The following is a 25210-nucleotide window of genomic DNA, read 5'->3' on the forward strand; positions in this document are numbered from 1 at the left end:
GGTCAGTCTGGGTCACGATGAGCCTGACAGACCCTAGCGGGCTCCATCGGGCTTCGGGGCTGCCCCGAGGTCGCCCAGCAGGCCCTCCAAGGCCTGCTCCACCGCCACCGTGCCCTCCTCGTGGGTCTTCAGCCGCACCTCGAGCCGCTTGAGCTGGGGGGCGAAAGCCTCCGGCGCAGCCGGATCGCCGAGATAGTCCGGGACCGTCTCACCGGTGGTGAACACCGTCCGCAACTGCTGGCCCAGGTGATCGCGGACCGGCTCGGGGAGGGCGGGGTCGAGCGGGAGATCGTCTGCCATTGTCTGGGTATCCCTCGCGTCCATCGACAAATTCGTACCCACGCAATGCGTGCCGGGAAGAGTAACGGCCGAGATCGTCAAGTGTTGCACCGTTCATCGCCCGAAGGCTCCCCGGGGATCGAGGGGATGAACAGTTCCGAACAGAAAAAGGCCTCCGGCGAGGGCATCGCCGGAGGCCTCGATCCATCACCGCGCCTGGGGCGCGGTGGGGCGTCTTAGTCGATCACTTCGACGATGCGGTGGCTGCGGTCGACCAGCACCGGGCGCTCGTTGACGATGGTGTAGCGGGCGCCGCGGGCGTTGTACTCGGCGGGGACATCGTAATAGCTCACGCCCGAGCTCGGCAGCACGGCGCCCACGCGGACGTCGCCGTTGTAGTCGTAGGACGAGCGACGCTCGCGGGTGACGTACTGACGGAAGCGGGGACGGTCATCGACGCCGAGGATGCCGCCGACCGTGCCGGTGGCTGCACCGACGGCGCCACCGACGATCGCGCCGACCGGGCCAGCCGCATCCGCACCCTCTTGGGCGCCACGCTCGGCACCGCGGACCAGGCCCTGCGCCTGGGCGGCCATGGGCAGGCTGAGGGCGATCGCGGAGGCGGCGAGAAGGGTCTTGAAGTTCATCGTGAAGCTCCTGAACGAGTATCCCGCGACGCTGTGAAGCGCTGCCGGGTTCAGGGCAGTAACGTCCAACTCCCGGAAGGGATGCGTCGAAACTTCCGGGACCGGAGGGAGCGGACGGCATCCTCCGCCGCGCCCGCGCCCGCGGCCGGACCCTTTCACGGGCCGGGAGCCGCGGGCATCCGGGATCCGGCCTCCCGGGGTGGGATCAGGCGTCCTTGGGCATGGCCGACTGGATCAGCCGGTCCGAGCTCAGGTCCTCCTCGTCGTAGCCCAGGAGCTCGGCGAGGCGCCCGCGGGCCCGGCTGACGCGGCTCTTCACGGTGCCGACCTTGCAGCCCATGATGGCGGCCGCCTCCTCGTAGGAGACACCCTCGGCGCCGACGAGCACCAGCGCCTCGCGCTGGTCCGGCGGCAGCTTGCCCAGGGCCGTCTGCAGGTCCTCGACGTCGAGGCGGTCACCCTGGTGCGGAGCGGTGGCGAGGCGGGCGGCGTAGGAGCCGTCCTGGTCCTCGACCTCGCGCACGCGCTTGCGGTGGTCCGAGTAGAAGATGTTGCGCAGGATCGTGAACAGCCAGGCGTTCAGGTTCGTGCCCGGCTGGAAGCGGGCGCGGTGCTGCCAGCCCTTCAGCAGTGTGTCCTGAACCAGGTCGTCGGAGCGGGCCGGGTTGCTCGTCAGCGACAGGGCGAAGGCCCTCAGGGACGGCACGGCGGCGAGCAGGCCGTTGCGGAACTCCGGCTCGATCGCCTCGCCGCGCGCTTTCAGGGCGGCTTCCAGCTGCGCGATGAGTTCGGCGAAGCGGGTCGGCTGCTCGTCCGGCGCCAGGCGCTCGTAGATCGTGCGCAGGTGCTCGCCGAGATGGCTGCGGATGTTCGAGGACAGGTTCGGCCGGCCGTCGGCGGAGGCCGACAGGGCGTCGAGGTCGGTGTCGGTCACGTCGCGTGTCATGGCTCGTCGTAATCTGGGGCGGTCAGGTTTCGTGTCGGCCCGAGGCGTCCGAGAGCACCCGCATGGTCAACTGATATCGCGCGTTGTAGCGCATCTGGGCCGGCCACGCACCCCGCCGGACAACCGTGGCGGTTATGTGCTGTGCCGCATCAACAGCCGCAGGAGGACGGGACCCGGTCCGGGCGCGGGATCGCCGGGGCGGCGGCCGCTTTGGAGGGGCCTCCCCGGGCCTTGGCCGGCTTGAGGATGCGCACGGCGCCGTCGCGCAGGGAGAGCACGTGGCCGCGCTCCACGTCGATCCAGCACTCGTCGCGGGTGAGGGCCTTCGTCGCGATCACCGTGACGACATCCTGCGCGCCGGTCTCCTGCGCGAAATCGACCCGCCAGTCCTCGTCCACCAGGGTCGCGGTGCCGAAGGGAGCGCAGCGGGTCAGGTAGCACAGGCGCTTGCCGCAATGGGCGTAGAGGGTGCGGCTGTCCGACAGAAGCATGTTGAACACGCCGAGGCCGTGCAGCGCGGCGCAGAGGTCGGCCACGGCCCGGTCGATGCGCGCCGGGCTCGGCAGGTCGGGCCAGCGCTGCTGCAGCTGGTCGAGCATCCAGCAGAAGGCATGCTCGCTGTCGGTGGAGCCCACCGGCTTGAACCCCGTCAGCGGCCACTTCTTCACGCCCTTGAGCTGGCCGTTATGCGCGAAGGTCCAGCGCCGGCCCCACAATTCGCGGCTGAAGGGATGGGTGTTCTCGAGGTTCACCCGCCCCCGATTGGCCTTGCGCACGTGGGCGATGACGATGCGGCTCTTGATCGGCGTCCTGCGCAGGAGCTTGGCGAGCTCCGACTGCGCGCTCGGCTCCGGCTCGTGGAAGGCGCGGGCGCCGCGTCCCTCGTAGAAGCTGATGCCCCAGCCGTCGGCATGCGGGCCGGTCTCGCCCCCGCGCCGCGCCAGGGCGGCGAAGGAGAAGCGGATATCCGTGGGCACGTTCGCGCTCATGCCGAGCAGTTCGCACATGGAGGTTCGGGGGACTTCGCGTGGGACGGAGGGAGGACGGTGCGGGGCGGCGAACTCCTCTGAGGGCGCCGGGCGACTCACTCTAGAGGATTTTCCCGCCCGCGGGAGCCGCTAATCCGCCTGAAGCGCCCCGCTCCGCGCACGGGAGCCCCGGACGGCTCCCGAACCGCGTGCCGCCTCGAACCTCGCATGGGTCCCGATGCGCGAACGCCGCCGGACCCGTGGGATCCGGCGGCGCGTGTTCCCGCGCTGGCGTCGGGTCGGCTCAGAACCGATAGGTGAAGTTGCCCTTGACGGCGTGGTCCTGGGCGCGTGCGCCGACCTGGCCGGTATAGGCCAGGCCCAGGGTGGTGTCGCGCGCCACCCGCAGGTCGAGCCCGGCCTCGGCCACCAGCGCGTCCCGGCTGATCGGCGTGCCGGCCACCAGGAACCCCGGGCCCGTGCCGAAGCTCAGGAGCGCCTTGGGCACCACGTCCCCGTAGGCCCGGCGGTAGCCCACCAGCCCGTGCAGCGAGACCGGCGCGGCGACCCCCCAGTCCAGGCTCGCCTGCCCGCGCAGGCCCAGCGTCGAGGTCGCCACCGCATTGGTCTGCGCCGCCCCCGTCAGCGCCGCCGGCCCGCCCGTCTCGGCGAAGCGGTCGCGCCCGATCGACACGTAGGCCCCGCCCACGAAGGGCTCGAGATAGGCCGGCTGCATCGGAACCGCGGCGAGCGCTCCGAGGGCCAGCGGCCCGGGCTGCTGCCCTCCCAGGACGATCCGGTAGCCGAGCTCGCCGAAGCCCTGCACGGTGGCGCCGCCGTAGCGGGCCGCGGCGCTGTCGGCGAACCCGACGAAGTGCACGGCCCGGCGCAGGCGGCTCGCCTGGTCGGAATAGACCGCGCCGAGGCGCAGGCTCACGGGCCCCTGCTCCAAGCCGCCGTAGACGCCCCCGAAACCGCTCTCGATCGTGCCCGAGGCGCGCTGCCCGGCGCTGTCGAGGCTGGTGGCGGTGTAGCCGCCCGCCACGCCGAGGCGAAAGCCCGTCTCCAGGCGCGCATCCGCCCCGAGCACGAAGCCGGAGGTCTGGCGCGCCAGGGACGCGGCGTTGCCGTCGCTCCGGGCCTGGCCGAAGCTGCCGAAGCCCTGGCCCCAGAGCCCGAACACCCGTGGGTCGAGGACCCGTACCGGCACCGGCGCGGCGGGGGCGGCCCGGCCGGGCAGGTCGGCGCTGTAGGCCACCGGCAGGGCGCCGTCATCGGCGAGCTCGGCCGCGCCCGGGCTGGCGCCCCAGCGCAGGCGGTCGAGGACGGCCTCGCGCACGAAGAAGGCGGTCTCGAACTGGGCTCCGGCGGCGCTGGCGTGGATGTCGCCGGTGAGCGCCCCGAAGGCGGCGCGCGCCTCGGGCGTGGTCAAGCCGACGGTGCGCCCGTAGAGGGCGGCCCCCGCGCCGGCGGCCTGGACGGCGTCGGCGACGCTGGCCTGGTTGCGGCTCTGGGCGATGCTGGCGAAGGCGATGTCGTTGCGCGTGAGCGTCAGGTCGACGGCGCTGGGGGCGTAGCGCAGGGTGGGGGTGAGGAAGGCGAAGTTGGCGCTGACGCCGGCGAACTGGCCCTGCACGCCGCCCTGCGCGGTGAGGACGGTGTAGCGGGTGCGCGGGTCGTAGGTCCCGGCCGCAGCCTGGACCTGGACGGTGCCGCCGGTGAGGGTGGCGGTGCCGGCCACCGCCAGGCGGTCGGCCTGGCCGGCGGCGTCGGTCTCCACTTGGAAGGTCGCGCCCGGGGCGAAGCTGGCATTGCCCGCGACCGAGAGGGTGCCGATGGAGTTGCCCGGCGCCACCACCGCCCCGGACTGGGCCGCCAAGCCGCCCACCGTGCCGGTGCCGCCGAGGCTGGCGCCGGAACCGACCGTCACCACCGAGCCGGCGAGGCTGCCGTTCACGGCGAGACGGCCCTGGGCCACGCCCGTGGCGCCGCTGAAGCTGCTGGTGCCGGTCAGGCTGAGGCTGCCCGCGCCGGCCTTGGTCAGGAGCCCGCTGCCCGCGATGGGATTGGCCAGCGTACCGTCGCTGGCCTGGTCCAGGATCAGGCTGGCATTGTCGACGATGGCGCCCGAGCCGAGGCCGGCGGCGGAGGCCACGAGGGTGCCGCCCACGATGGTGGTGCCCCCCGAATAGGTGTTCGTGCCGGTGAGCTCCAGGGTGCCGCTGCCCGCCTTCGTCAGGGACCCCGTGCCGCCGATGTCGTTGCGCCACGCGTCGCTGGCGTCGTACCCGCCCTTCGCGGCATCCATCGTCACCGTGACGGCGCCGTTGAACGCGCCGTAGCCGTCCACACCCGAGACCAGGTTCAGGCGGCCCCAGCCGTCGTAGGTGTTGCCGCTGAGCAGCGGATAGCCGGCAGGCAGCCCCGTCGTCGCCAGGACCTCGCGGCGCTGCGCGTCGCTGAGGTAGGGGAAGCGGGTGAGGAGGAGCACCTGCGCCTGGATCGGGACCTCCGCGGCCGTGAGCGGCGTGCCGGGTCCGGTCGGCTGGAAGCCGTAGGTCATCCGGGCGGTGTAGTCCGCCTTGTTCTGCGCGGCCCTGCCGAAGGGATCGGCGGTCCCGTCGGGCGCGGTTCCGGCGAGGCAGCCCGCCACGGTTCCGGCCGCGCAACTCGCGGCGAGGTAGGCCTGCGTCTGCTGGTAGGCCTGATAGACCGCGTAGGCGCCGGCATTGGCCGGATTGGTCCAGTCGATCCGGTTGCCCGCGGCGTCGTAGAGGCTGGCGTAGATGTTGGTGGCGGCGATCGCCGTCGCCTGCATCCGGCCGCCCATCACGTCGAGGGGCGAGTGCATGCCGGCCAGGATGCGGTTGTTGCCGAGTTCGGAGGCGCGGGTCAGGAGCGCCTGCATCCGCTGCGGGACGAGGAAGCCGACGCCCAGGCTCTGCAGGTAGCCGGAATTGGTGTGGCCGCTCGGATAGCCGCCATCCGCGTAGGCGTTCGTGGTGTTCTTGCGCGGATTCAGCAGCGCCGGCGTGGCGACGTCGGTGGTGACGCGGTAGGGGCGGGGCGCCGTCCCGATGCCCGGAACGTAGGCGCCGACCCCGAAGGTCGCCGCGGTGAAGATGCCGGCCGCGTTGTAGGATCCGACATCGGGCGCCGTCAGGGGGCGCCCGCCATTGGCGTCGATCATCGCCTGGGTGACGGTGAAGCCCTTCACCCAGCGCTCCGTCGTCCCGCAGACGGCCGGCGCAGGGAAGTTGGAGAGGTAGCTCGGGACGGCGAACGCCGCCGTGTCGGCGGCGGACAGCGCCGTCTTGTTCGTGGTGGCGCTGTAGTCGTTGAACCGCGCGGCCAGGGGATCGATGGCCGGATTCGGGCCCTGGTAGCGTCCGAAGACGCGCTTTGCCGGTTCCGTCGAGGCATTGCCCCGGACCGTGTCGTCGATGAAGCGGACGGCGGCCGCCAGGGGCGTCGCCGTGCCGTTGCCGAAGGTCGTGGCGCCCGCATTCGCGTTCGCGCCGGTGTTGAGGTTGGCGGCGTAGTCCGCGAGCGTCGTCGTGGCATAGGAGGTCGGCACCTGGCTCGCCGGCCGGGTGCCGGTGAACGAGGCCCCGGCCCCCGTGAGGTAGGCCGAGGTGAGGGACCCGAGCCCGTTGAGGATGCTGTAGGCCTGCCCGGTGCGGTCGTCATGGATCGCCGCGAGGGTCTGGTCCGCGGTCCGGCCCTGCGTCAGGCGCACCACCGTCTGGTAGTTCTGGGTCATGACGGCGGGATTGGCCGTCATCAGGCCGACGTAGCTGTCGAGGATGCGCGGGACGACCGTTCCGGGACTGACCGCGGTGCTGTTGTTGAACCCGACCCCTGGCGCGGTCGGGATCTGCTGCGCCGCCGCGCCGACAGGCAGGAGGCAGGTGGCGGCGAGCAGGGCGGTCTTGAGATGTCCGGACACGAATCCTCGCACGGAAGCAGGCAGGCGCGGTGTTGCGAGGCAGCGCTAGCTTGGCCGTAAGACGCGTCCGTGACGGATCCGGCTCCCGCGCCCTCTTCGGCGGGAGGACCGGTTCGCGCGTGGCGGGTGTGGCCGGATTGCCGCAACCGGATCGCCGGTTGCCGCGCGGAAGCGGGCCGATGGTCCGCCGAGGTGCGCCCCCGCGCTTTCGCCGCCGGAGACGATCCTCTAAGCCGCTCCCCGGGCCCCGTTCCGGGGCATCGTGGACAGGGTGCCGATGGACCGCGATCCGATCGCCTTCACCTGGCGGACCGCGCGGCGGGAGCATGCCGCGGCGATCGGGCTGGCGCTCGGTCTCGGCGGACCCCTCGCGCTGCTCGCGCTCCTGTGCCTGCGGGATCTCGTCGGCGTGCAGGTGCACGACACCGATCCCGCGAGGCCGTTCCTGCGGATCGCCGCGGCCCTGCCCTGGCGTCCCGATGCCGAGGGGCCCTTCGTGGCCTTCGCCGGCTGGATCCTGCCACACGGCGAACTCGTGCGCGCGGCCTTCCTCGGCCTCGCGGCGGCGGCCCTCGCCTCGGCCGGGCTCGGCTGGGCCGTGGCGCGCCTCTGCTTCCATGCCCAGACCCGGACGGTGGCGGCCCTGCAGGGTCGGGTCACCGAGGCGATCCTGCGCGCGCCGCCCGGCGCCCGCGACGAGGCCCGCGCCCTGGCCCAGGCCATGGGAGACCTCCTCGCCCGCCTCGACACGCTGTTCGGCCTGGCGATCCTGGTGCCGGCGCTGGCGGTCGGCGGCACCGTCCTCGCCCTCGTCCTCGCCGGCCTCGCCGCGCCGCGCCTCGTGCCCACGGTCGCCGCCGGGCTCCTGGCCGCCGGCCTCGCCCGGGCGCTGATCCAGCGGCGGATGCAGGATCGGGCCGCCCTGCGCCTCCGGGCCGGTGGCGCCGCCGGGCGGGCCCTGTCCGACCTGATCCGCCGCATGCCGGCGGTGCGGGCGCACGGGGCCGCGGCCTTCGAGCGAGGGCGTCTCGCGGCCAAGGGCGCCAGCACGCGCGACGCCCTCGCGGCCTCGGAATCCGCCCTGGCCTATGCCCGTGCGCCCTCCATGGCGCTGGCGATCCTGCTGCCCGCGATCGTCGTCGCGGTGGCGCTGTGGCGCGGCCATGACGGCACCACCGAGCCGGTGGAGCCCGGGGCGCTGCTGGCCGCCGCCGGTGGCTTCGCCCTCGCGGTGGTGGCCCTCACCGTGACCCTGCGGATGGCGAGCCTGCACCGCACCCTCGCCGGCCCGTTCCGCGACGTCGCCGTCGCGGTTCCGGCCCTGGAGGGCCGTGCCCCGGCCCGCCCCGGCACGGTGACGGCCCTGCCGGAGGCGGGCGACCTGGTGGCGCAGGGGGTCGGAGCCTACGATCCCGCCACCGGCGAGCGGCTGGCCGGCGTCGACGCCACCCTGCCGATGCCCGGCCACGTCGCCATCCTGGGCGAGCGCGGCAGCGGCAGCCGGGTGCTCGCCGCGATCCTGGCCGGGCAGCTCGAACCCTCCGCCGGCGCGGTCACCTATGGCGGCATCGACCTGCGGGCCTTCGAGCCGGAGGCACGGGCCCGGCGCATCGCCCTGGCGGGGGCCGAGGCCATCCTCATCGAGGGATCCCTGCGCCAGAACATCCTCTACGGCGCCTCCGGGACGCCCGATCCCGACGACCTCATCGCCACCCTGCGGATCACCGGCCTCGATGCCTTCGCGTATGCGCGCGGCCTGGAGGGCACCGTCGACCCGGCGGCCGAGCCCGAGATCGCCCGCGCCGTGGTGGCCGCCCGCCACGCGGTCCGCGAGGCGCTCGCCGCCGACAAGGCCGGCCGCCTGGTCGAGCCCTTCGATCCGGCCCGCTACAACCACCAGGCCACGGTGGGCGAGAACATCCTGTTCGGCGAGGCGGTGGGGCCGGCCTTCGCCCCCGACCACATCGCCGCGCACCCGTATCTCCGCGCCGTGCTGGAGGCGGAGGGCCTCAGCCGTCCCCTCACGGAGATCGGGCTCCAGGTCGCCCGCAGCCTCGTCGAGATCTTCGCCGACCTGCCCGACGATCATCCCCTGTTCGAGACGTTCTCGCTGTTCCCGGCCGCCGAGCGGGGCTTCTTCGAGGATCTCGTCGGTCGCCAGCCCGAGGCCAAGGGCTGGCGCCGTGGTCCGGCCGGCCAGCGCGACCGCAAGCGCCTGATCGGCCTCGCCCTGCGCTACAGCGAGACGCGGCACCGCTTCGGCCTCATCGACGCCGCCTTCGAGGAGCGGCTGGTGGATGCCCGCCGCTCCTTCGCGCGCCTGATGCCGGCCAACCTGCGGGGAGCGGTCGAGTTCTACGATCCGGACCGGCTCACCGCCGCCGCGAGCCTGGAGGAGAACATCCTGTTCGGCCGCATCAACGGTGAGGAGGCCGGCGCCGAGGCGCGGGTGCGGGCCCTGGTGCGTCGGGTGCTCGCCGACGAGGGCCTGGAGCCGGCCGTCTACCGCCTCGGCCTCGCGAGCCGGGTCGAGCCCGGCCTCGCGGGGGGCGGGTCCAGCCTCGGCGAGAACGCCATCGGCCCGCGCGAGCGCATCGCCATCGACCTCGCCCGCTGCCTCGTGCGCCGGCCGGACATCGTCGTCGTCGCCATCGCCCTGGAGGACCGGAAGGGCGACGAGATCCGCGCGCGCCTCGCGGCCCTGCGGGCCGCCCGGGCCGGCTGCGGCCTCATCGTCTGCCTGCCCGATGCGGAGGTTCTGGCCGGGGTCGCGCCCTTCGACGCGGTGCTGCGCATCGAGCGCAACACGGTGCTGGCCGCCTGATCGCGGGTGAGAACCGGGCCTTCCCCGGCTTTCGGGGGCCTTCCCCTATTGCCGCCCCATTGGGATGCGATAGGCAGAGCGGTGTGCATCGTGCACGGGCGTCCGCCCGCCAGCGGACGGGTCGCTCTTCAGGACCCCGCATGGTCTTCCTGTCCTGGGGTCCGCTCCGCCGCGCGGCGTCGGCCCTTCTCGCCCTCGCGACCCCGATCCTCGCCCTCGGCGCCGTGATCGCGGCGTCGCCCGCCTCGGCCGAGCCGTCCAAGGCCTTCGCCCCGATTCCGGCCGCCACCCTGGCGCTGATGCAGGCCCGCGGCACCACTGCGGCGGCCCCGGTGCTGTTCCGGGCCTACAAGAAGGAATCCGAGATCGAGGTCTGGAAGCGGGCCGGCACCGGCCGCTTCGTCCACGTGAAGACCTTCCCGATCTGCCGCTGGTCGGGCCAGCTCGGCCCCAAGCGCAAGAGCGGCGACCGCCAGACCCCGGAGGGGTTCTACACGGTGCCCCAGCGCCAGATGAACCCGAACTCGCGCTACTATCTCTCCTTCGACGTCGGCTACCCCAATGCCTATGACCGGGCCCACGGCTCCACCGGCTCGGCCGTGATGGTGCACGGGGTCTGCTCGTCGATGGGCTGCTTTGCCATGACGGACCAGGTGGTGGGCGAGATCTACGCCATCGCCCGGGAGGCCTTCGCCGGCGGACAATCCGCCTTCCAGTTCCAGTCTTTCCCGTTCCGGATGACGGCCGCGAACATGGCCCGGCACCGGACCGATGCGAACATCGATTTCTGGCGCCAGCTCAAGGAGGGCGCCGACCGGTTCGACGCCATCGGCGAAGAGCCGGCCGTCACCGTGGCCGGCGGTCGCTACGCCTTCGCGCCCGCGAAGGATCCGGTCAAGGAGGCCCAGGTCGTGGCCTATCACCGGACCGAGGAGGCGCGCATCGCCACCCTGGTGGAGGAGGGGAGTGCGGCCGTGCGCACCACCTATTCCGACGGCGCGCAACATCCGTTCTGGGCGGCGCTCGCGGCCAAGGGGACCTCCCTCGGCGACGTGAGCCGGCCGGAAGCCCTCGCGTATGCGGGCCAGGAGGTGGTGGTCATCGCGGCCCGGCCGCGCCCGGTCCAGGTGGCCGAAGCGGTGTGGTCGCGCTGGGTCGCGCCGGACTCGCCGCTCTCGCGCACCCGGATGCCCGGCTTCGTGCCCGCCTATGAGCGCAAGGCCATGCTCTTCGCGCCCCTGGCCACGGCCGCTCCCGGGGCGGAGGCCTATCCCGTCGCCTGGCCGCGCCTGGTGCGCCTCAGCCTCTCGGGCCACCTGCCGGCGCCCGGTCCGACCCGGGGCGCCATCGACGTCCTGGCGCAGCGGTGAGCGGGCCGGTGGCCGGGTCGACACAGTTCGCCGGCGAAGTTCCGGGCCGACGGGCTCCTCACCCAGCCATGTGCGGGCTCGCACATCGGGGGGGCAGGCGGCTTACTACCTCAGAGCAGTTCCACTTCGATCCCGGCACCCGCTTATCGCCGACCAGCGAGGATTGGATCGCGCCGGTGCGACGAAGGGCACCCGATCCGCGTTGGGATCGGGGCATATGGTAATCGAACGATGACTTTCTCCTCCCGTCCCTTCGCGGATGACGGCCTCACCCTGACCTTCTGGGGTGTACGCGGTTCGACGCCCGTCAGCGGCCCGGATTACATCGAGTTCGGCGGCAGCACGCCCTGTCTCGAGATCCGGTGCGGCGAGCGGCTGTTCCTGCTCGATGCGGGCTCGGGGCTGAACGCCTGCGGCCGCCATCACCGCGATGCGATGCCCAAGGAGATCGATCTCCTCTTCAGCCACCTGCACCTCGACCACACCGCCGGTCTGCCGTTCTTCAAGCCCGTCGTGCTCGACCCGGAGCGCACCCTCAACACCTATTGCGGCAATCTCGACGGAGAGAGCGCCGCCGTGGCCCTGGACCGGCTGTTCTCGCCGCCGCTGTTTCCCGTCACCCTCGACATCATTCCCTGTCGGCTGGCCCATCACGGCTTCAAGGCCGGCGAGCGGCTGACCTTCCCGGACGGCGCCACCGTCGACACGATCCTGCTCAACCATCCGCAGGGCTCGGTGGGCTACCGCTTCGAGCATGCGGGCCGGCGGCTCTGCGTAATCAGCGACATCGAGCACAGCGATCCGTGGCCGGACACGGCCCTGATGGACTTCGTGCGCGACGCCGACCTCGTGGTCTATGACGGCATGTTCACCGAGGGCGAATACCCGGTCTGCCGGGGCTGGGGCCACTCGACCTGGCAGAAGGGCGTGGAACTGGCGCAGGCCGCCGGGGTGAAGGCCCTCGCCATCATCCATCTGCATCCCTGCCACACCGACGCGATGCTGCGCAGCGTCGAGGCCGACATGCAGGCGGCGATGCCCACCGCCTTCATCGCCCGCGAGCGCCAGACCGTGGCGGTGGGCGAGCCGGTGCGCAGCGCACCCACCCTGGCCCTGGCGCGCACCGCCTGAGGCGCGCGGTCCCTCGCCCGGACGGGGAGGGACCTTTCGGCGCGATCAGGCCGCTTCCTCGCGCCCGATGCGGCTGTGGCGCCGGCTCCAGCCGAAGTAGATCACCAGCCCGATGGCGAGCCAGACGACCAGCCGCAGCCAGGTCTCCCCGTCGAGGGACACCATCATGGCGAAGCAGCTGACGATGCCGAGGATCGGCACCAGCGGCACCAGCGGCGCGCGGTAGTCGCGGCGCGCGTCCGGCTGGGTTCGGCGCAGGATGATGACGCCGACGCAGACCAGGATGAAGGCCAGGAGCGTGCCGATACTGGTCATGTGGCCGAGTTCGGAAATCGGCAGGAATCCGGCGAAGGCGCTGGTGAACACCATGAAGAACAGGTTCGAGCGGTAGGGCGTCTTCCAGGTCGGGTGGATCTTGGAGAAGAAGCCCGGCAGCAGGCCGTCCTGGCTCATGGAGTAGAACACCCGGCTCTGGCCGAGCAGCAGCACCAGGATCACGGTGGAGAAGCCCGCGATCACGCCGAGCGTCACGAGGCTGCGCAGCCATGGGAACGGCGTCTGGCCGATGGCGGTGTTCACCGGGGCGGCGTCGCCCTTCATCTGGTCGTAATGCACGAGGCCGGTGAGCACGCCCGCGAAGGCGATGTAGATCACCGTGCAGATGGCGAGCGACCCGAGGATGCCGATCATCATGTTGCGCTGGGGGTTCTTGGCCTCCTGCGCCGCCGTCGAGACCGCGTCGAAGCCCACATAGGCGAAGAACACCACGCCGGCGCCCCGCATGATCCCGCTCCAGCCGTACTCGCCGAAGGTGCCGGTGTTCTCGGGGATGAACGGCACGTAGTTCTGCGCCTTGATGTAGAACAGGCCGACCCCGATCACGACAGCCACCACGGCGAGCTTGATCAGCACCACCACGGCGTTGACCCGGGCCGATTCCCGGATGCCGATCATCAGGAGCGCCGAGGCCGCCACGATGATGAAGATCGCCGGCAGGTTGACGAGGCCGTGCGCCAGGGTGCCGTCGGGAAGCGCATAGGTCTCGAACGGGGAGCGGATCAGGCTCGGGGGCAGGTTGATGCCCAGGGTGTCGTGCAGGAAGCGCGTGACGTAGCTCGACCAGCTCACCGAGACGGTGGCGGCGCCCACCGCGTATTCCAGCACGAGGTCCCAGCCGATGATCCAGGCCACGAACTCGCCCATGGTGGCGTAGGAATAGGTGTAGGCCGAGCCCGCCACCGGGATCATACCGGCGAGTTCGCTGTAGCACATGCCGGCGAAGGCGCAGCCGATGGCGGCGATGGCGAAGGAGATCACCACCGCCGGGCCGGCATACTCGGCCGCCGCGATGCCGGTGAGCGAGAACAATCCGGCCCCGATCACCGCGCCGATGCCGAGGGCGATCAGGCTCCAGGGACCGAGGGTGCGGGCGAGCTTGTTCTCGCCGCCTTCCGCGTCGCGGTTCAGCCGGTCCAGCGATTTCGTGCGGGTGAGGTCGCCCGCGAAGCCTGCCGCCATGGGTGTGTCCTATCCTGGTTGGGAGCGAAGATCCGCGCGAGGCCGCGCCGATCGGGAATGCGATGATCGGGTGGGAACCGTCTTGCGCGAGGCCTCCGTATGCCCGACTTCTGCGATCTCGGCGCCTGCCCGCCTGAGTGGTATGCGCCCGGGTCCGCACCTGCAGATTTCGGGCCGGACCCCCGTCACGGGCTCGTGGACATTGCCGCTGCCGCCGCGTCCGATCCGGCGATGAGCGGGCCGAGGATCGCCCGCGCCCGGTCGGTGATGGCCGGGCCGGCCGTCTCGGGCGTTCCGGCCGCGAACGGCGGCGCCGGGGCGTACTCGGCCACGAGCTGGCTCGTGCGGGCCGCATCCGCACCGGCGAGGCGCGCGGAGAGCGCCAGGGCGAAGTCGAGCCCCGCCGAGATGCCGGCCGCCGTCACGCGGTTGCGGTCGAAGACGACGCGCTCATCCACCGGGATGGCGCCGAGGCGCGGCAGCACCCGGTCCCGCACGCACCAGTGCGAGGTGGCGCGATAGCCCTGCAGGAGGCCGGCCGCCCCGAGGATCAGCGAGCCGGTGCAGACGCTGGTGATCCAGCCGGCCCGCGCCGCCCGGTCGCGCAGGAAGGCCAGGGTTTCGGGATCGCGCATCTGCGCGGGCGTGCCGTCGCCTCCCGGCACGAACAGCACGTCGAGGTCACGCGGGCAGGTCTCGAAGCTGTCCCCGGCCAGGAGGGCCAGACCGGTATCCGACGCGACGGGGCCCGCCGTGCGCGCCACGAGGTGCAGCCCGCCTCCGGCGATGCCGGCGAGGAGGGCCTGCGGGCCGACGAGATCGAGGGCGGTCATGCCCGGATAGAGCAGCATCGCGATGCGCAGCGTCGGGGCCTGCGCGGGCTCCGCATCGGACGCCCCGGCCGCGGACGCGCCGACGGCGGTCAGCGCGGCACCCGCGAGCCCGGCGACCGCGACGGCGCGGCGGGTGGGGCCGGGGGGCTGGCTCACGCGTTCGGCCTGACCTCGAAGGATTCGATGGCCTTGATCAGCGTCGCCGCCCGGTAGGGCTTGGTGAAGAACACGCTGCCCTCGATCAGGCGGGGCGGCGTCTGCGAGAATCCCGTCGCGTAGATGACCGGCAGGTCGGGACGCAGGGTCCGGGCGGCCTCGGCGAGCTGCCACCCGTCCATCAGGCCAGGCAGCCGGATATCGGTGAACAGGATGTCGACGGACGCTTCCACCTTGAGGATGTTCAGGGCGATCTCGGCGGTCGCCGCCTGGAAGACGGCGAAGCCGGCATCCTCGAGATCGGCCGTGATGACTTCCAGCAGCAGAGACTCGTCCTCCACCATGAGGATTCGTGGTTTGGCCGAGCCGCTCATCGTCGTGGCGTTCCGTCAGGCGTAGCCCAGGCGTGGTGCGCGACCGAGTCGGGACGCCTCACCACTCGGATAAGGGGACGATAACTCGGTTCGATCGCGAGGCAAGTAGATCCAGACTGTCGTGCCCCGGCCCGGTTCGCTTTGAATCTCGACATGCCCATCGGATTGCTTGGCAAAACCGAACACCTGGCTCAGGCCGAGGCCGGTGCCCTCACCCACCGCCTTGGTGGTGAAGAACGGCTCGAAGGCACGGGCGAGCACCTCCGGGCTCATGCCCTGGCCGCGATCCGCGATCTCGATGGCCACGTGATCGAGGGGGCGCAGGGCGGGAATCTGCTCGGCCTCCGCTGCGGGAACGTTGCGCGTGCGGATCACCACGCGCCCGCCCGTCTCGGTCGCATCCCGGGCGTTCACCGCGAGGTTCAGCAGCGCGTTCTCCAACTGATTGGCGTCGACGCACACGGGCCAGACCTGGGGCGCGAGGGTCATCTCCGGGCCCTCCACCGCGCCGAGGGCTCCGCGCAGGAGTTCGGACAGGTCGCGGATCAGCCGGTTCGGGTCGACCCGCGCCGGCTGGAGGGGCTGGCGCCGGGCGAAGGCGAGCATCTTCTGCACCAGGGCCGCGGCGCGCTCGGCGCCCGTGAGCGCGCCGTTCAGGGAGCGGCGGGCCCCGCTCTCCGGAGGCAGGAAGCGCTCGATCCGGTCGAGGTTGCTGATGACGACGCCGAGCAGGTTGTTGAAGTCGTGGGCGACGCCCCCCGTGAGGGCGCCGATGGCCTCCATCTTCTGGCTCTGGCGCAGCATCGCCTCGGCCCGGTCGCGCTCGGCATGAGCGTCCTGCAGGGCGGCCAGTGCCGCGTCGCGCTCGCCGATCCGCGCCAGCAGCTCGGCATTCGCCCTGCGCAACTGTTCGGGCGAGGGCAGGGCGAGGGCCCGTGGCAGCAGGACCCAGAGCAGGATCGCCGTCACGATCGAGGCGGCGGCCGTGACTGCCTTGATCGCGGCCTCGGCCGCGTAGTCCGGCACCCACAGGGTCCAGATGCCGAAGAGGTGGGTGGTGCCGCAGGCGAGGATGAACAGGGCGAAGGCCCAGAACATCCACCCGAAGGCGATGTCGCGCCGCCGGGTCACGAAGACCCCGAGCGCGACCGGGATGGTGAAGTAGGCGAAGGCGATGATCGCGTCCGAGACGACATGCGTCCAGATCAGCTCCGGGCGCCACAGCAGGCAGATCCCGTGCGGTGCCAGGCTGGTGCGGTCGAGGAAGCCGCTCAGGATCGTGAGCATGTCAGGTCTCGGAGGCTCCGGGTTCTGCCGCTTCCGACCGGGCAGGTTCGGTGGGCATGATCTGCGCGGGATTATAGCCTGAACGACGCTTGACGTCCCAGACAAAAGCGCGTGTTGACTTTGAGCTATTAAGGGTCACGACTGGGCGAGCGCTGATTTATTATGGCTCCGCGCGTGGGAATTGCGGCGCTGCGCGGGTTTGGCACGAGGTCTCGGCCCGCGTGTGCTGGCCATCATGTCGCGTCGGCCTCTTGGCGTCTCGGTCGAGGCGGAGGATCCGATGGTCCGCGGCAGGCCGAAACTCCCCGACAGGGGCACGGCGGGCGCCGGCGGCCGATCGCTCCACTGCGATGGCTGAGGCCCGAAGGCGGCGGGCGAAACCGGAGCGCGGAATCCTGCCCCGGAATCCTGCCCCGCACGGCCGGGCCCCGACCGGCGCCGCACTCCGATCGCCTCTCGCCGCGCCCGTCGCGCGGTGCACCTCTCGCCCGACGCGTCTATTCCACCACGACCTTGTAGGTCTGGCCCGTCCGCAGGGTGGCGCCGCGCTCCAGGCCGTTCAGCACGAGGAAGCGCTCCACCGGCTTGTCCGGAACCACCATGCGCTGTGCCAGGGACTCGACGGTCTCGCCGGCGCCGGCCGTCACCACCACGAGGCGCAGGGGCCGCAGGGTCCGGGCCTCGGCCGGATCGATCGCGGACAGGCTCTCGGTCCAGCGCCGGAAAGCGCCGTCCGGGTCGGTGCTGCCCTTGGCCGCCATGATCATCCGGAAGGTGGTCTCGCCGACCCGGATCACGGCGAGGCGGAAGGTCCAGTCCTTGCCGCGGGACAGGGCCGTGGCCGCCGGGTAGCCGGCGACCATCCGGTTCTCCAGGGAGCCCGGCTCGACGACATCGTTCCAGGTCGCCTTCAGCACCTCGTCGAGGCCCTGGCCCGGATTGCTCTCGACCTGATCGAAGAGCAGGCGCCGGCTGCCCTCTCCGGTGGTGCCCAGGACCGCGTTCCGGGTGTTCTCGATCGAGAAGCCCTCCGGCACCTCGAAGGCGATGCCGAGGGCGGGATGGAGGAACCTGCGCCCGCGCACGACGCCGTCGCCCGGATTGTCGCCGTAGGCGATGCCGTCGATGGCCGCGAGGTAGCGGGCGCGCTCGTCGACGCCGAGGCCGGGGGCACCGATCAGGCGGGCGGCGCGGGTCACCAGGGTGATGCGCTCGGTGGTGCCCGGATGGGTCGCCAGCATGTCGGGTTCTCCGGCCATGCCGGTGCCGGTCTTCAGGGCCGTGGTCCGGCTCAGGGCCGTGAGGAACCGGCCGGCGCCGAAGGGATCGTAGCCGGCGCGTGCCAGGGTGCGCACCCCGACGCTGTCGGCCTCGAGTTCCTGGTCGCGGGAGAACCGCGCCAGGGCGAACTTCGACTGGCTCTGGAGCTGGGCGCCCGTCACGGGATCGTTGAGCACGTCGGCCACGACCTTGCTGACCAGCTGCGAGCGCAGCGCCAGCTCGGTGCGCGCCGTGGCGTGGCGCAGGGTGACGTGGGCGATCTCGTGGGCGAGGACGGCGGCCACCTCCGAGGTGTCGCTCGCCAGCGCCAGCAGCCCGCGGGTGACGTAGAGCCGGCCGCTCGGCAGCGCGAAGGCGTTGATGACGGGCGAATCGAGCAGGGTGACCGCGTAGGTCTCCTCCGGGCGCTCGGTCGCCTTGACGAGGCGGTCGGTCACGTCGCTGACGAGACGGAGCGTCGCCGGGGACCGGTACTCGCCGCCGAAGGAGGTCACGAGCTTGGCGTGGTCGGCGTCCGAGGCGGTGCGCTCGCGCCCCGTCGTGCGCGGAGCCTCGCGGGGCACGGCCAACGCCGCCTTCTGCACGACGGCACCGGTCTGGTCGCCGATGCAGCCCGTGAGCAGCAGCCCGAGGAGCGGCCAGGCTGCGGCCTGCCGGCCGAGCCGGAGCCGGGCCGCCGGCGAAGGAGCGGCCATCGCGCGCATCGTAAGGCGGAGGATCGAACCCATGCCGTTCAGCGCCGCTGCGCCTGCTCCCCGTCCAGAATTTCAATCATGTCGGCACTCGCGATGTCGAGGGTCGGGCCGCGCCACGCCTCGACCATCCCCCGGACCCGGACCTGCCGCCCGCGCAGGGAGGCCGCACTCAAACCACGTTCCTGCAAGACGCGCCAAGTGCGTTTCGACACGGTCACGGTCAGCCCCTCCTCGCCCCGGCGTGCGAAGTCGAGATACGTCCGGCGCGGGCGCTCGCCGACCCACCGCACCGCCCCCTGCACCACGAGGAAGTGACCCAGTCTGGCGCGCAGGGCCGGGCCGTCCCGGACGTCCGGACCGGCTTGGCGCCAGAGGCCGATGCCGCGTCGTCGCGCCCCGGCCTCGACCGCCAGGAGGGCCGGCCGGCACAGGGTGTCCCGCTCGCCCGCGTCGACCGCCACGAGGCCGAGGGCCACCAGCCCGGCCGCGAGGTCGGGCGTCGCCGCTTCGGGGTCGGTCTCGGCCACCGTGGCGTCGACGTGGGACCGGCCCCAGCGATCGCTCTCGCCCCGGGCGACCAGCGTCAGGGAGCGTCCGTTCCGGGCAAGCAGCCAGGCACGGGCCTCCGACGCCAGATCCGCGTCTTCAGGCCAGCGCACACCGTCCAGCACGGCCCGCTGGCCCGAGGCGAGGATCAGCTCGCCCCGCGCGTCGAGACCGGCGAGACGCTCCGCCCGAGCCGGCGCCTCACGGCACTCGGGCGCCACCGCGCCGGCCGGGCTCGGCAGCGCGAGGACCGCGCCGACGGCTAGGCCGAGACGCCGTGCTTCCCGCGGGCGGGGCGATCGTCGCTGTGCGATCGTCACGAAAACCGACTCCCCGGCGATGGTGTCCGACGATGGTGCGAATCCCTCGCCATTGTCGCCCCGTACGGGGCGGAGACAAGGAAGAGCGTCGGCGCAGAGGCCGGTTCATGCCGCATTGCGGCAAGATGGCCACAGCGCCATGACCGCAGCGGGAAGGTCCCAGGGGGCAGGACGGTCTGCCGGGGAGGGGCCGATGGGCCGAGCCTCGCGGCGGACTGGTGACGGCATGCATCCCCGGTTGGCGGGTCCGGACGATGATGCTAGGAACGCCCCCGGTGAGTCTCCGTAGCTCAGCTGGACAGAGCACAGGTTTCCTAGATCACAATTGGGCGTCGCGAGGGGAAACCGCGCGGCGGATCCGCTCAAATTCGGGGAACGCTCAACGTGTGCTCCTGGCGCACGCAGCCAATCCCGAGCCAAGCCCGGTACCCGCATCCGCGGGTTTCGGGACGGTGTAGAGACTAGACGGGCGGCACCTAAGGGGTTCGGCGACGAAGCCTACGGTGAAGGGATAGTCCAGACCACGAACGGGCGTCTCCGGGCGCGCGGCGGCGGAAGCCGAAGTGGGATGAAACCTGGGGTCGCAGGTTCGAGACCTGCCGGGGACGCCACCACATACGCGCCGTGTCCGACTTGCGGAGGCGGTGACGTCACACAAGAGCTCGAAGGCCGCGCGAAGGCCTGGGCCGCTGCGCCGCCCTCACCCATCTCCGCCATGGCAAGACCCGACCCGTACGGGTCCGCCTGTCGGGGAGCGCGCCAGCGAAACGCGCGTTGAACCGGCGAACAAGGTGGGCGGGCGGGAAAGCTTCGGCCCGATCTCCTGAGGCGCGATCTCTTGAGGGACGCGCGGTTCGGAGGGGCTGCCCTAGGGCTTGCGGCTTCGCGCGTCTTCCTCGATGGCCGCCTGATGATACCAGCTGTCGTGGTAGGCCACCGGCGACGGGCGCTGCCCCTTGGTCGCGCCGTCCGTCTTGCCGATCGCGGGTACGCCCTGTGCCGCGGAGACCCGTGGGTTGCGGAAGGGCAGGATCGTGGCCGTCTGTTGATGATGTCCCATAGTCATGGAGGGAGAGGTCCTTTCATGCGCTGCCTTCGCAGCGCCGTTGGACGAGAGTATAGGTCTGTCTGATACGTTTTGCATCACAAGGACCCGGTGAAATCCTTCAGATGCGAGAAATATAGGCTTGCCGCATATTCTTTCAGGATTGGTCAAGGTCTCTGACCGTTCGAGGCGCGAAATCGGGCATGACCGCTTCTTGACCTGGCGTTTCTTCACGCGCCGCACCAACGGGTGCGATCGTGCCGTCTACCCCGGGGCTCGACCGCGCCTCTTGCCTGGGCGTGGTCGCGGTGCGGGAAATGTGGGGTCTGCGGCTTGTCCACATGATCGCTCGGCCGCCCGGTCCCCGGGGTGGCGGTTCGGTTTGACGCCTGCGGGAGGGGGCCATACCGTCCCGCCGGGCGAACGGAAGGCAGGTCGTCTCCGCAGCGAAGCCTGCGTTGAGGGCGACGGGTCCGGACGTGGTCAGGCCCTGGCGCTGCAAGGGCTCGCAGCAGAGCGTGGGACGGGCGAGATGGCTGGGCAGAAGACCGACGCACGGGATGTTCATGTGGGGCAGCGCATCGCGGAGCAGCGCAAGAGGGCGTCCCTGACCCAGAAGCGCGTCGCCCAGAGCTTCGGGATGTCGGCCGCCCAGTTGCAGAAGTACGAGAAGGGCACCAACCGCATCAGCGCCCTCCATCTCGACACCTTCAGCCGGCTGACCGGGGTGCCGATCGCCTACTTCTTCGACGGGCTGGAGCACGAGGGTGCGGTGCCGTCCGGCGGCGAAGCGGGGCCCGGGTTCTCCGAGGCGTCCCAGCAGGCCTACGCGGCCGACAATCCCTGGCTGGGCCTGACGGATGTGGTGGTGCAGCACGTGAACGCCCATTTCCCCGAACCCGAGCGCCGGCGATTCGCCGCGATCCTGCAGGCAATCGGGCGCAAGCTCGACGGCTGATCTATCGTCCGATTCGTTCGCTTTGGCGGATTTATCCGCTCTTCCGGCTTGACCCTGCGGGGCCGTCCTGCCAGACACTCGCGCCTGATCAATTGGAAACGGCGCCGCAAGAGCCTGGCGCCCGGAGCATCGGGGGCCTCAATGCCGCGTTCAAATTACCTGTTCACGAGCGAGTCCGTCTCGGAAGGCCATCCCGACAAGGTCTGCGACCGGATCTCCGACACCGTCGTGGACGCCTATCTCGCGGCCATGCCGGAGGCCCGCCTCGGCGTCGAGACCCTGGCCACCACCAACCGCATCGTCATCGCGGGCGAGGTGCGCGGTCCCGATTCCGTGACCTTCGACCATCTCACCGAGCTGACCCGCGCAGCGGTTAAGGACATCGGCTACGAGCAGTCGGGCTTCCACTGGAAGAACAACGACATCGCCATCTACCTGCATGCCCAGTCCGCCGACATCGCCCAGGGCGTGGACTCGTCCGGTAATAAGGACGAGGGCGCGGGCGACCAGGGCATCATGTTCGGCTACGCCTCCGACGAGACGCCCGAGCTGATGCCGGCGCCGATCTACTACGCCCACAAGATCCTCAAGGACCTCGCCGACGCCCGCAAGGCCCGCCAGGGCGACGCCGCCAAGCTCGGCCCCGACGCCAAGAGCCAGGTCACCGTCCGCTACGAGAATGGCCGTCCGGTCGGCGTCACGCAGATCGTGCTCTCGACCCAGCACCTCGACGAGTCGCTCGACTCCGCCGACGTGCGCGCCATCGTCGAGCCCTACATCCTGGCCGCCCTGCCGCAGAACTGGGTCTCCGAGGAGACCGCCTGGCACGTGAACCCGACCGGCAAGTTCGTGATCGGCGGCCCCGACGGCGATGCCGGCCTCACCGGCCGCAAGATCATCGTCGACACCTACGGCGGCGCGGCGCCCCACGGCGGCGGCGCCTTCTCGGGCAAGGATCCGACGAAGGTCGACCGCTCGGCCGCCTACGCGGCGCGCTACCTCGCCAAGAACGTGGTGGCGGCCGGTCTCGCCACCCGCGCGACGATCCAGCTCGCCTACGCCATCGGCGTCGCCAAGCCGCTGTCGATTTATGTCGACCTCCACGGGACCGGTCAGGTCGACGAGGCCCGGCTCGAGGACGTGCTGATGAACGCCTTCGACCTGTCGCCCCGCGGCATCCGGACGAAGCTCGGCCTTAACAAGCCGATCTACGCCCGCACCTCCGCCTACGGCCATTTCGGCCGCGCCCCGGAGGCCGATGGCGGCTTCTCGTGGGAGCGCACCGACCTGGCCGACAGCCTCAAGTCGGCCCTGGCCTGACCCCATGAACCTGGGGCGGGACCAATTCCCGCCCCAGACGGGCGGGCACGAGCCACCGGAGGGCGCCGACCGGGCCTTCTACGGCCGTCGCAAGGGCAAGCGCCTGCGGGCCGGCCAGGAACAGCGCCTGTCGGAGTTGCTGCCGACCCTTCGGCTGACCCTGCCGCCGGCCGGCGAACGGCTCGATCCACCGCGCCTGTTTCCCGTCCCGGTGGACGAGGTCTGGCTCGAGATCGGCTTCGGCGGCGGCGAGCATCTCGCCGCCCAGGCGGCCGCCCACCCTCGCACTGGCATCATCGGTGCCGAGCCCTTCGTCAACGGCGTGGTCAAGCTCCTGCGCGCGGTGGACGAGGCGGCCCTCCGCAACGTCCGGATCTGGGACGAGGACGCGACCGCCCTGCTGGCGGCCCTGCCCGATGCCAGCCTGGCCCGGGTCTACCTGCTCTATCCCGATCCCTGGCCCAAGCGCCGGCAGCGCAAGCGCCGCTTCGTCTCGGACGGCGCCCTCGCGGAGATCGCCCGCGTGCTCCGGCCCGACGGCGTGTTCCGCTTTGCCAGCGACATCGACGACTACGCGGGCTGGACCCTGGTGCGCGCCGCGCGCTGTCCGGATCTCGCCTGGACCGCCGAGGCGGCCCGGGACTGGACGCAGCCCTGGTCGGGTTGGCCGGGCACGCGCTACGAGGCCAAGGCCCTCGCCGCCGGCCGGCCGCCGAGCTACCTCGAGTTCCGCCGGGTCGGACCGGCCTGAGCGCGCGGGCCTGCGCCCCGGCGTAACCCGGTTTGCCGACATCCTTGTGATGGGGTTGTTCGGGAAACACGCATCCCCATCTCAGCCCGGCCTTGTTCCGCCCGGTCTTCGGTTGTCTGATAGGCACCGATGACGCGCGAGCCTTCCGGTGGAGCGCGGCCGCGCGTCGGTGACATGAGGCCGGACGCGCCGAGCGAGGATCTGGCGTGCACGACGCTTCGGACAAGTCTTCCATGGGCACGTCTTCCATCGCGGGCGCCGGGACGGACTTGGCGCCGGAGCCCGCTCCGGGACCGCAGGCCGGGCCAGGGCCCGACCTGCACGGGACGGCCTTCGCGCAGGCGCCGATCGGCATCCTGGTCGTCGATGGGGCCGGCCTCATCCGCGACGCCAACCCCCATCTCTGCGAACTCCTCGGCTATGAGCCGGGGGCGCTCAACGGGCGGGCCCTCTCGGTCCTCGGCGCCGTGGCGCAGCGGGCCTGCATCCGGCGCTGGCTCCGGGCGGACGGCACCGGCCTCGACATGCGCATCCGTCCGTCGAAGCGGCGCGACGACCTGCAGATCCTCGTGGTCGAGGCCGTCGATCCCGACGAGGTCGTGCGGGCCGAGGAAAACCGCGCCGCCCTGACGGCGGCGGGCCTGGGCGAGTGGCGCTACGACTTCGCCGACGGCCGGGTCGTCCTGTCGCGCCGGGCCGCGCATCTCCTCGGCTATGCCGCCGACGATCCGGTCACCTGGGACCGCCTGCAGGCCGCGATGGACAGCGGCGAGGTCGTCCGCATCCGCGCCCAGATCCGCGCCTCCTTGCGGGACGGCGCGCCCTTCGCCTTCGAATGCCGCCTGCGCCGTGCGCCGGACGGCACCACGATCGACGTCGGGGTCCGGGGCCAGGCCATCCCGGCGGGGGAGGGCGGCCGGCCCATGGCCCTGGTCGGCGTGGTCGAGGACGTGACCACCCACGTGGAGGCCCGCAACGCCCTGCGGGACGGCGAGCAGCGCCTGCGCATCGCCACCTCCCTGGCGGCCCTGGGGATCTTCGAGTGGCACATGCTCGACGACCAGGCCATCTGGGAGAACGAGCGCATGTTCGCGATCTTCGGGCGCAGCGCCTCCGACGGCGCCCTGGGCAAGCGCGAATTCCTCGAGACCGTGCTGCACCCGGACGACCGCCCGGCCTTCCGCGCCGCCATCACGCAGGCCCTGCGCGAGGACAGCACCCTGGCGGTCTCGGGGCGCATCCGCCGCCGCAGCGACGGGGCGTGGCGCACCCTCGACTTCGCCGGGCGCTTCGAGCGCGACGCGCCCGACCGCCTGCCCCGGCGCCTGATCGGGGTCGTGGCCGACGTGACCGAGCGCCGGCTCGCCGAGGAGCGCCAGACGCTCCTGATCCGCGAGCTGCACCACCGGGTGAAGAACACCCTGGCCACGGTCCAGGCCATCGTCGGATCGACCGCCCGCACCGCCTCCAGCATCGAGAACTTCTACGAAGCCTTCGTCGGCCGGATCATGTCGCTGGCCCACACCCACTCGGTCCTGACCGAGGACACCTGGCAGACGGCGTCCCTGCGCTCCCTGCTGGCCAACGAGCTGAAGCCCTACGCGGAGGGCTCCCTGAACGGCGCGGAGGAGCGGGACGCCCGCATTCAGCTCTCCGGGCCCCCCGTCGACATGGCGTCCGAGGTCGCGGTGCCGATCGGCATGGCGATCCACGAGCTCACCACGAACGCCGCCAAGTACGGGGCCCTGTCGACCCGGGACGGCCGGGTGGCGATCACCTGGGCGCTCGAGCCCGGCGGTCCGGCCGGGACGCTGCACTTCACCTGGGTCGAGAGCGGCGGCCCACCGGTCGCGCCGCCCAAGCGGCAGGGCTTCGGCTCGCGCCTGCTGCAGCGGGTGTTGACGGCCCAGGTGCGGGCCGAGGTCTCCATGGATTATCCGCCGGAGGGGTTCACCCTGACGATGCGGGCCCCCCTGCCGGTCCGCAACGCGGCGCTGAATCCCCTGGCCTGA

19 protein-coding genes are annotated in these 25210 nt (G+C 71.8%); 7 read left to right on the forward strand and 12 right to left on the reverse strand.

The genetic code is table 11. The features are described from left to right. Nucleotides 1–33: 33 nt before the first annotated feature. From CRT23_RS00425 to CRT23_RS00445, 5 genes are all read right to left on the reverse strand, one after another. The gene (locus tag CRT23_RS00425) at nt 34–300 is read right to left on the reverse strand and encodes a hypothetical protein (protein WP_181017215.1); all 267 of its coding nucleotides are present in this window, start codon (nt 298–300) and stop codon (nt 34–36) included. A 215-nt stretch (nt 301–515) separates the two neighbouring features. Next, complete coding sequence (locus tag CRT23_RS00430) at nt 516–926, reverse strand: DUF1236 domain-containing protein (protein ID WP_055946915.1); 411 nt, start codon at nt 924–926, stop codon at nt 516–518. A 205-nt stretch (nt 927–1131) separates the two neighbouring features. Then, nucleotides 1132–1872, reverse strand: coding sequence for a sigma-70 family RNA polymerase sigma factor (locus CRT23_RS00435; RefSeq protein ID WP_055946916.1), 741 nt, complete (start codon nt 1870–1872; stop codon nt 1132–1134). 149 nt (nt 1873–2021) lie between these two features. Then, nucleotides 2022–2879 (reverse strand): class II glutamine amidotransferase, encoded by an 858-nt coding sequence (locus CRT23_RS00440; RefSeq protein WP_082512778.1) that lies wholly within the window; start codon nt 2877–2879, stop codon nt 2022–2024. 265 nt (nt 2880–3144) lie between these two features. Further along, on the reverse strand, nt 3145–6789 hold the full coding sequence (locus CRT23_RS00445) for an autotransporter domain-containing protein (RefSeq protein WP_245435883.1): 3645 nt from the start codon (nt 6787–6789) through the stop codon (nt 3145–3147). A gap of 277 nt (nt 6790–7066) precedes the next feature. On the opposite strand from CRT23_RS00445, the gene CRT23_RS00450 reads away from it, so the two are divergent. The 3 genes from CRT23_RS00450 to CRT23_RS00460 all read left to right on the forward strand — a co-directional run bounded on the left by CRT23_RS00450 (nt 7067) and on the right by CRT23_RS00460 (nt 12114). After that, on the forward strand, nt 7067–9613 hold the full coding sequence (locus CRT23_RS00450; RefSeq protein ID WP_103708188.1) for an ABC transporter ATP-binding protein: 2547 nt from the start codon (nt 7067–7069) through the stop codon (nt 9611–9613). 140 nt (nt 9614–9753) lie between these two features. After that, the gene (locus tag CRT23_RS00455) at nt 9754–10983 is read left to right on the forward strand and encodes a murein L,D-transpeptidase family protein (RefSeq protein WP_146056302.1); all 1230 of its coding nucleotides are present in this window, start codon (nt 9754–9756) and stop codon (nt 10981–10983) included. Nucleotides 10984–11214: 231 nt separating this feature from the next. Next, nucleotides 11215–12114, forward strand: a complete 900-nt coding sequence (locus CRT23_RS00460; protein WP_055946922.1) for an MBL fold metallo-hydrolase — start codon at nt 11215–11217, stop codon at nt 12112–12114. A gap of 45 nt (nt 12115–12159) precedes the next feature. On the opposite strand, the gene CRT23_RS00465 is transcribed toward CRT23_RS00460, so the two are convergent. From CRT23_RS00465 to CRT23_RS00495, 7 genes are all read right to left on the reverse strand, one after another. After that, on the reverse strand, nt 12160–13632 hold the full coding sequence (locus CRT23_RS00465) for an amino acid permease (protein ID WP_055946923.1): 1473 nt from the start codon (nt 13630–13632) through the stop codon (nt 12160–12162). Nucleotides 13633–13817: 185 nt separating this feature from the next. After that, the gene (locus CRT23_RS00470; RefSeq protein WP_103708524.1) at nt 13818–14483 is read right to left on the reverse strand and encodes a DJ-1/PfpI family protein; all 666 of its coding nucleotides are present in this window, start codon (nt 14481–14483) and stop codon (nt 13818–13820) included. Nucleotides 14484–14617: 134 nt separating this feature from the next. Continuing rightward, nucleotides 14618–14995: a response regulator gene (locus CRT23_RS00475; protein ID WP_055946925.1), complete on the reverse strand. Its 378-nt coding sequence runs from the start codon at nt 14993–14995 to the stop codon at nt 14618–14620. 15 nt (nt 14996–15010) lie between these two features. Further along, nucleotides 15011–16282, reverse strand: a complete 1272-nt coding sequence (locus tag CRT23_RS00480; protein ID WP_055946927.1) for an ATP-binding protein — start codon at nt 16280–16282, stop codon at nt 15011–15013. A gap of 497 nt (nt 16283–16779) precedes the next feature. Continuing rightward, nucleotides 16780–18258, reverse strand: a complete 1479-nt coding sequence (locus CRT23_RS00485; RefSeq protein ID WP_181017216.1) for a M48 family metalloprotease — start codon at nt 18256–18258, stop codon at nt 16780–16782. Between the two features lie 38 nt (nt 18259–18296). Continuing rightward, complete coding sequence (locus CRT23_RS00490; RefSeq protein WP_103708189.1) at nt 18297–19124, reverse strand: DNA-binding protein; 828 nt, start codon at nt 19122–19124, stop codon at nt 18297–18299. 868 nt (nt 19125–19992) lie between these two features. Beyond that, a complete protein-coding gene (locus tag CRT23_RS00495) occupies nt 19993–20190 on the reverse strand; it encodes a DUF2735 domain-containing protein (protein WP_146056303.1) in 198 nt (65 codons plus the stop codon). Between the two features lie 511 nt (nt 20191–20701). Between CRT23_RS00495 and CRT23_RS00500 the strand changes: the two genes are divergently transcribed. The 4 genes from CRT23_RS00500 (at nt 20702) to CRT23_RS00515 (ending at nt 25210) form a co-directional block, all read left to right on the forward strand. Beyond that, nucleotides 20702–21127: a helix-turn-helix transcriptional regulator gene (locus tag CRT23_RS00500; protein ID WP_055946934.1), complete on the forward strand. Its 426-nt coding sequence runs from the start codon at nt 20702–20704 to the stop codon at nt 21125–21127. A 141-nt stretch (nt 21128–21268) separates the two neighbouring features. Then, nucleotides 21269–22447, forward strand: coding sequence for a methionine adenosyltransferase (gene metK, locus CRT23_RS00505; protein ID WP_055946935.1), 1179 nt, complete (start codon nt 21269–21271; stop codon nt 22445–22447). 4 nt (nt 22448–22451) lie between these two features. Then, nucleotides 22452–23198 carry a tRNA (guanine(46)-N(7))-methyltransferase TrmB gene (locus CRT23_RS00510; protein WP_103708190.1) on the forward strand — a complete coding sequence of 249 codons (747 nt, stop codon included), beginning with the start codon at nt 22452–22454 and terminating at the stop codon, nt 23196–23198. Nucleotides 23199–23431: 233 nt separating this feature from the next. Continuing rightward, entirely contained in the window at nt 23432–25210 is a 1779-nt protein-coding gene (locus CRT23_RS00515) for an HWE histidine kinase domain-containing protein (protein ID WP_103708191.1), read from the forward strand.

This window comes from Methylobacterium sp. V23 (assembly GCF_002917135.1).
Taxonomy (GTDB): domain Bacteria; phylum Pseudomonadota; class Alphaproteobacteria; order Rhizobiales; family Beijerinckiaceae; genus Methylobacterium.

Bases quoted from the DNA above. Each gene is read 5' to 3' on its own strand.
- CRT23_RS00480 (WP_055946927.1), bottom strand. From the start codon at position 16,282: ATGCTCACGATCCTGAGCGGCTTCCTCGACCGCACCAGCCTGGCACCG.
- metK (WP_055946935.1), top strand. From the start codon at position 21,269: ATGCCGCGTTCAAATTACCTGTTCACGAGCGAGTCCGTCTCGGAAGGC.
- CRT23_RS00430 (WP_055946915.1), bottom strand. From the start codon at position 926: ATGAACTTCAAGACCCTTCTCGCCGCCTCCGCGATCGCCCTCAGCCTG.
- CRT23_RS00450 (WP_103708188.1), top strand. From the start codon at position 7,067: ATGGACCGCGATCCGATCGCCTTCACCTGGCGGACCGCGCGGCGGGAG.
- CRT23_RS00470 (WP_103708524.1), bottom strand. From the start codon at position 14,483: ATGCTGCTCTATCCGGGCATGACCGCCCTCGATCTCGTCGGCCCGCAG.
- CRT23_RS00515 (WP_103708191.1), top strand. From the start codon at position 23,432: ATGGGCACGTCTTCCATCGCGGGCGCCGGGACGGACTTGGCGCCGGAG.
- CRT23_RS00465 (WP_055946923.1), bottom strand. From the start codon at position 13,632: ATGGCGGCAGGCTTCGCGGGCGACCTCACCCGCACGAAATCGCTGGAC.
- CRT23_RS00495 (WP_146056303.1), bottom strand. From the start codon at position 20,190: ATGACTATGGGACATCATCAACAGACGGCCACGATCCTGCCCTTCCGC.
- CRT23_RS00485 (WP_181017216.1), bottom strand. From the start codon at position 18,258: ATGGCCGCTCCTTCGCCGGCGGCCCGGCTCCGGCTCGGCCGGCAGGCC.
- CRT23_RS00435 (WP_055946916.1), bottom strand. From the start codon at position 1,872: ATGACACGCGACGTGACCGACACCGACCTCGACGCCCTGTCGGCCTCC.
- CRT23_RS00460 (WP_055946922.1), top strand. From the start codon at position 11,215: ATGACTTTCTCCTCCCGTCCCTTCGCGGATGACGGCCTCACCCTGACC.
- CRT23_RS00425 (WP_181017215.1), bottom strand. From the start codon at position 300: ATGGCAGACGATCTCCCGCTCGACCCCGCCCTCCCCGAGCCGGTCCGC.
- CRT23_RS00440 (WP_082512778.1), bottom strand. From the start codon at position 2,879: ATGTGCGAACTGCTCGGCATGAGCGCGAACGTGCCCACGGATATCCGC.
- CRT23_RS00475 (WP_055946925.1), bottom strand. From the start codon at position 14,995: ATGAGCGGCTCGGCCAAACCACGAATCCTCATGGTGGAGGACGAGTCT.
- CRT23_RS00455 (WP_146056302.1), top strand. From the start codon at position 9,754: ATGGTCTTCCTGTCCTGGGGTCCGCTCCGCCGCGCGGCGTCGGCCCTT.
- CRT23_RS00500 (WP_055946934.1), top strand. From the start codon at position 20,702: ATGGCTGGGCAGAAGACCGACGCACGGGATGTTCATGTGGGGCAGCGC.
- CRT23_RS00510 (WP_103708190.1), top strand. From the start codon at position 22,452: ATGAACCTGGGGCGGGACCAATTCCCGCCCCAGACGGGCGGGCACGAG.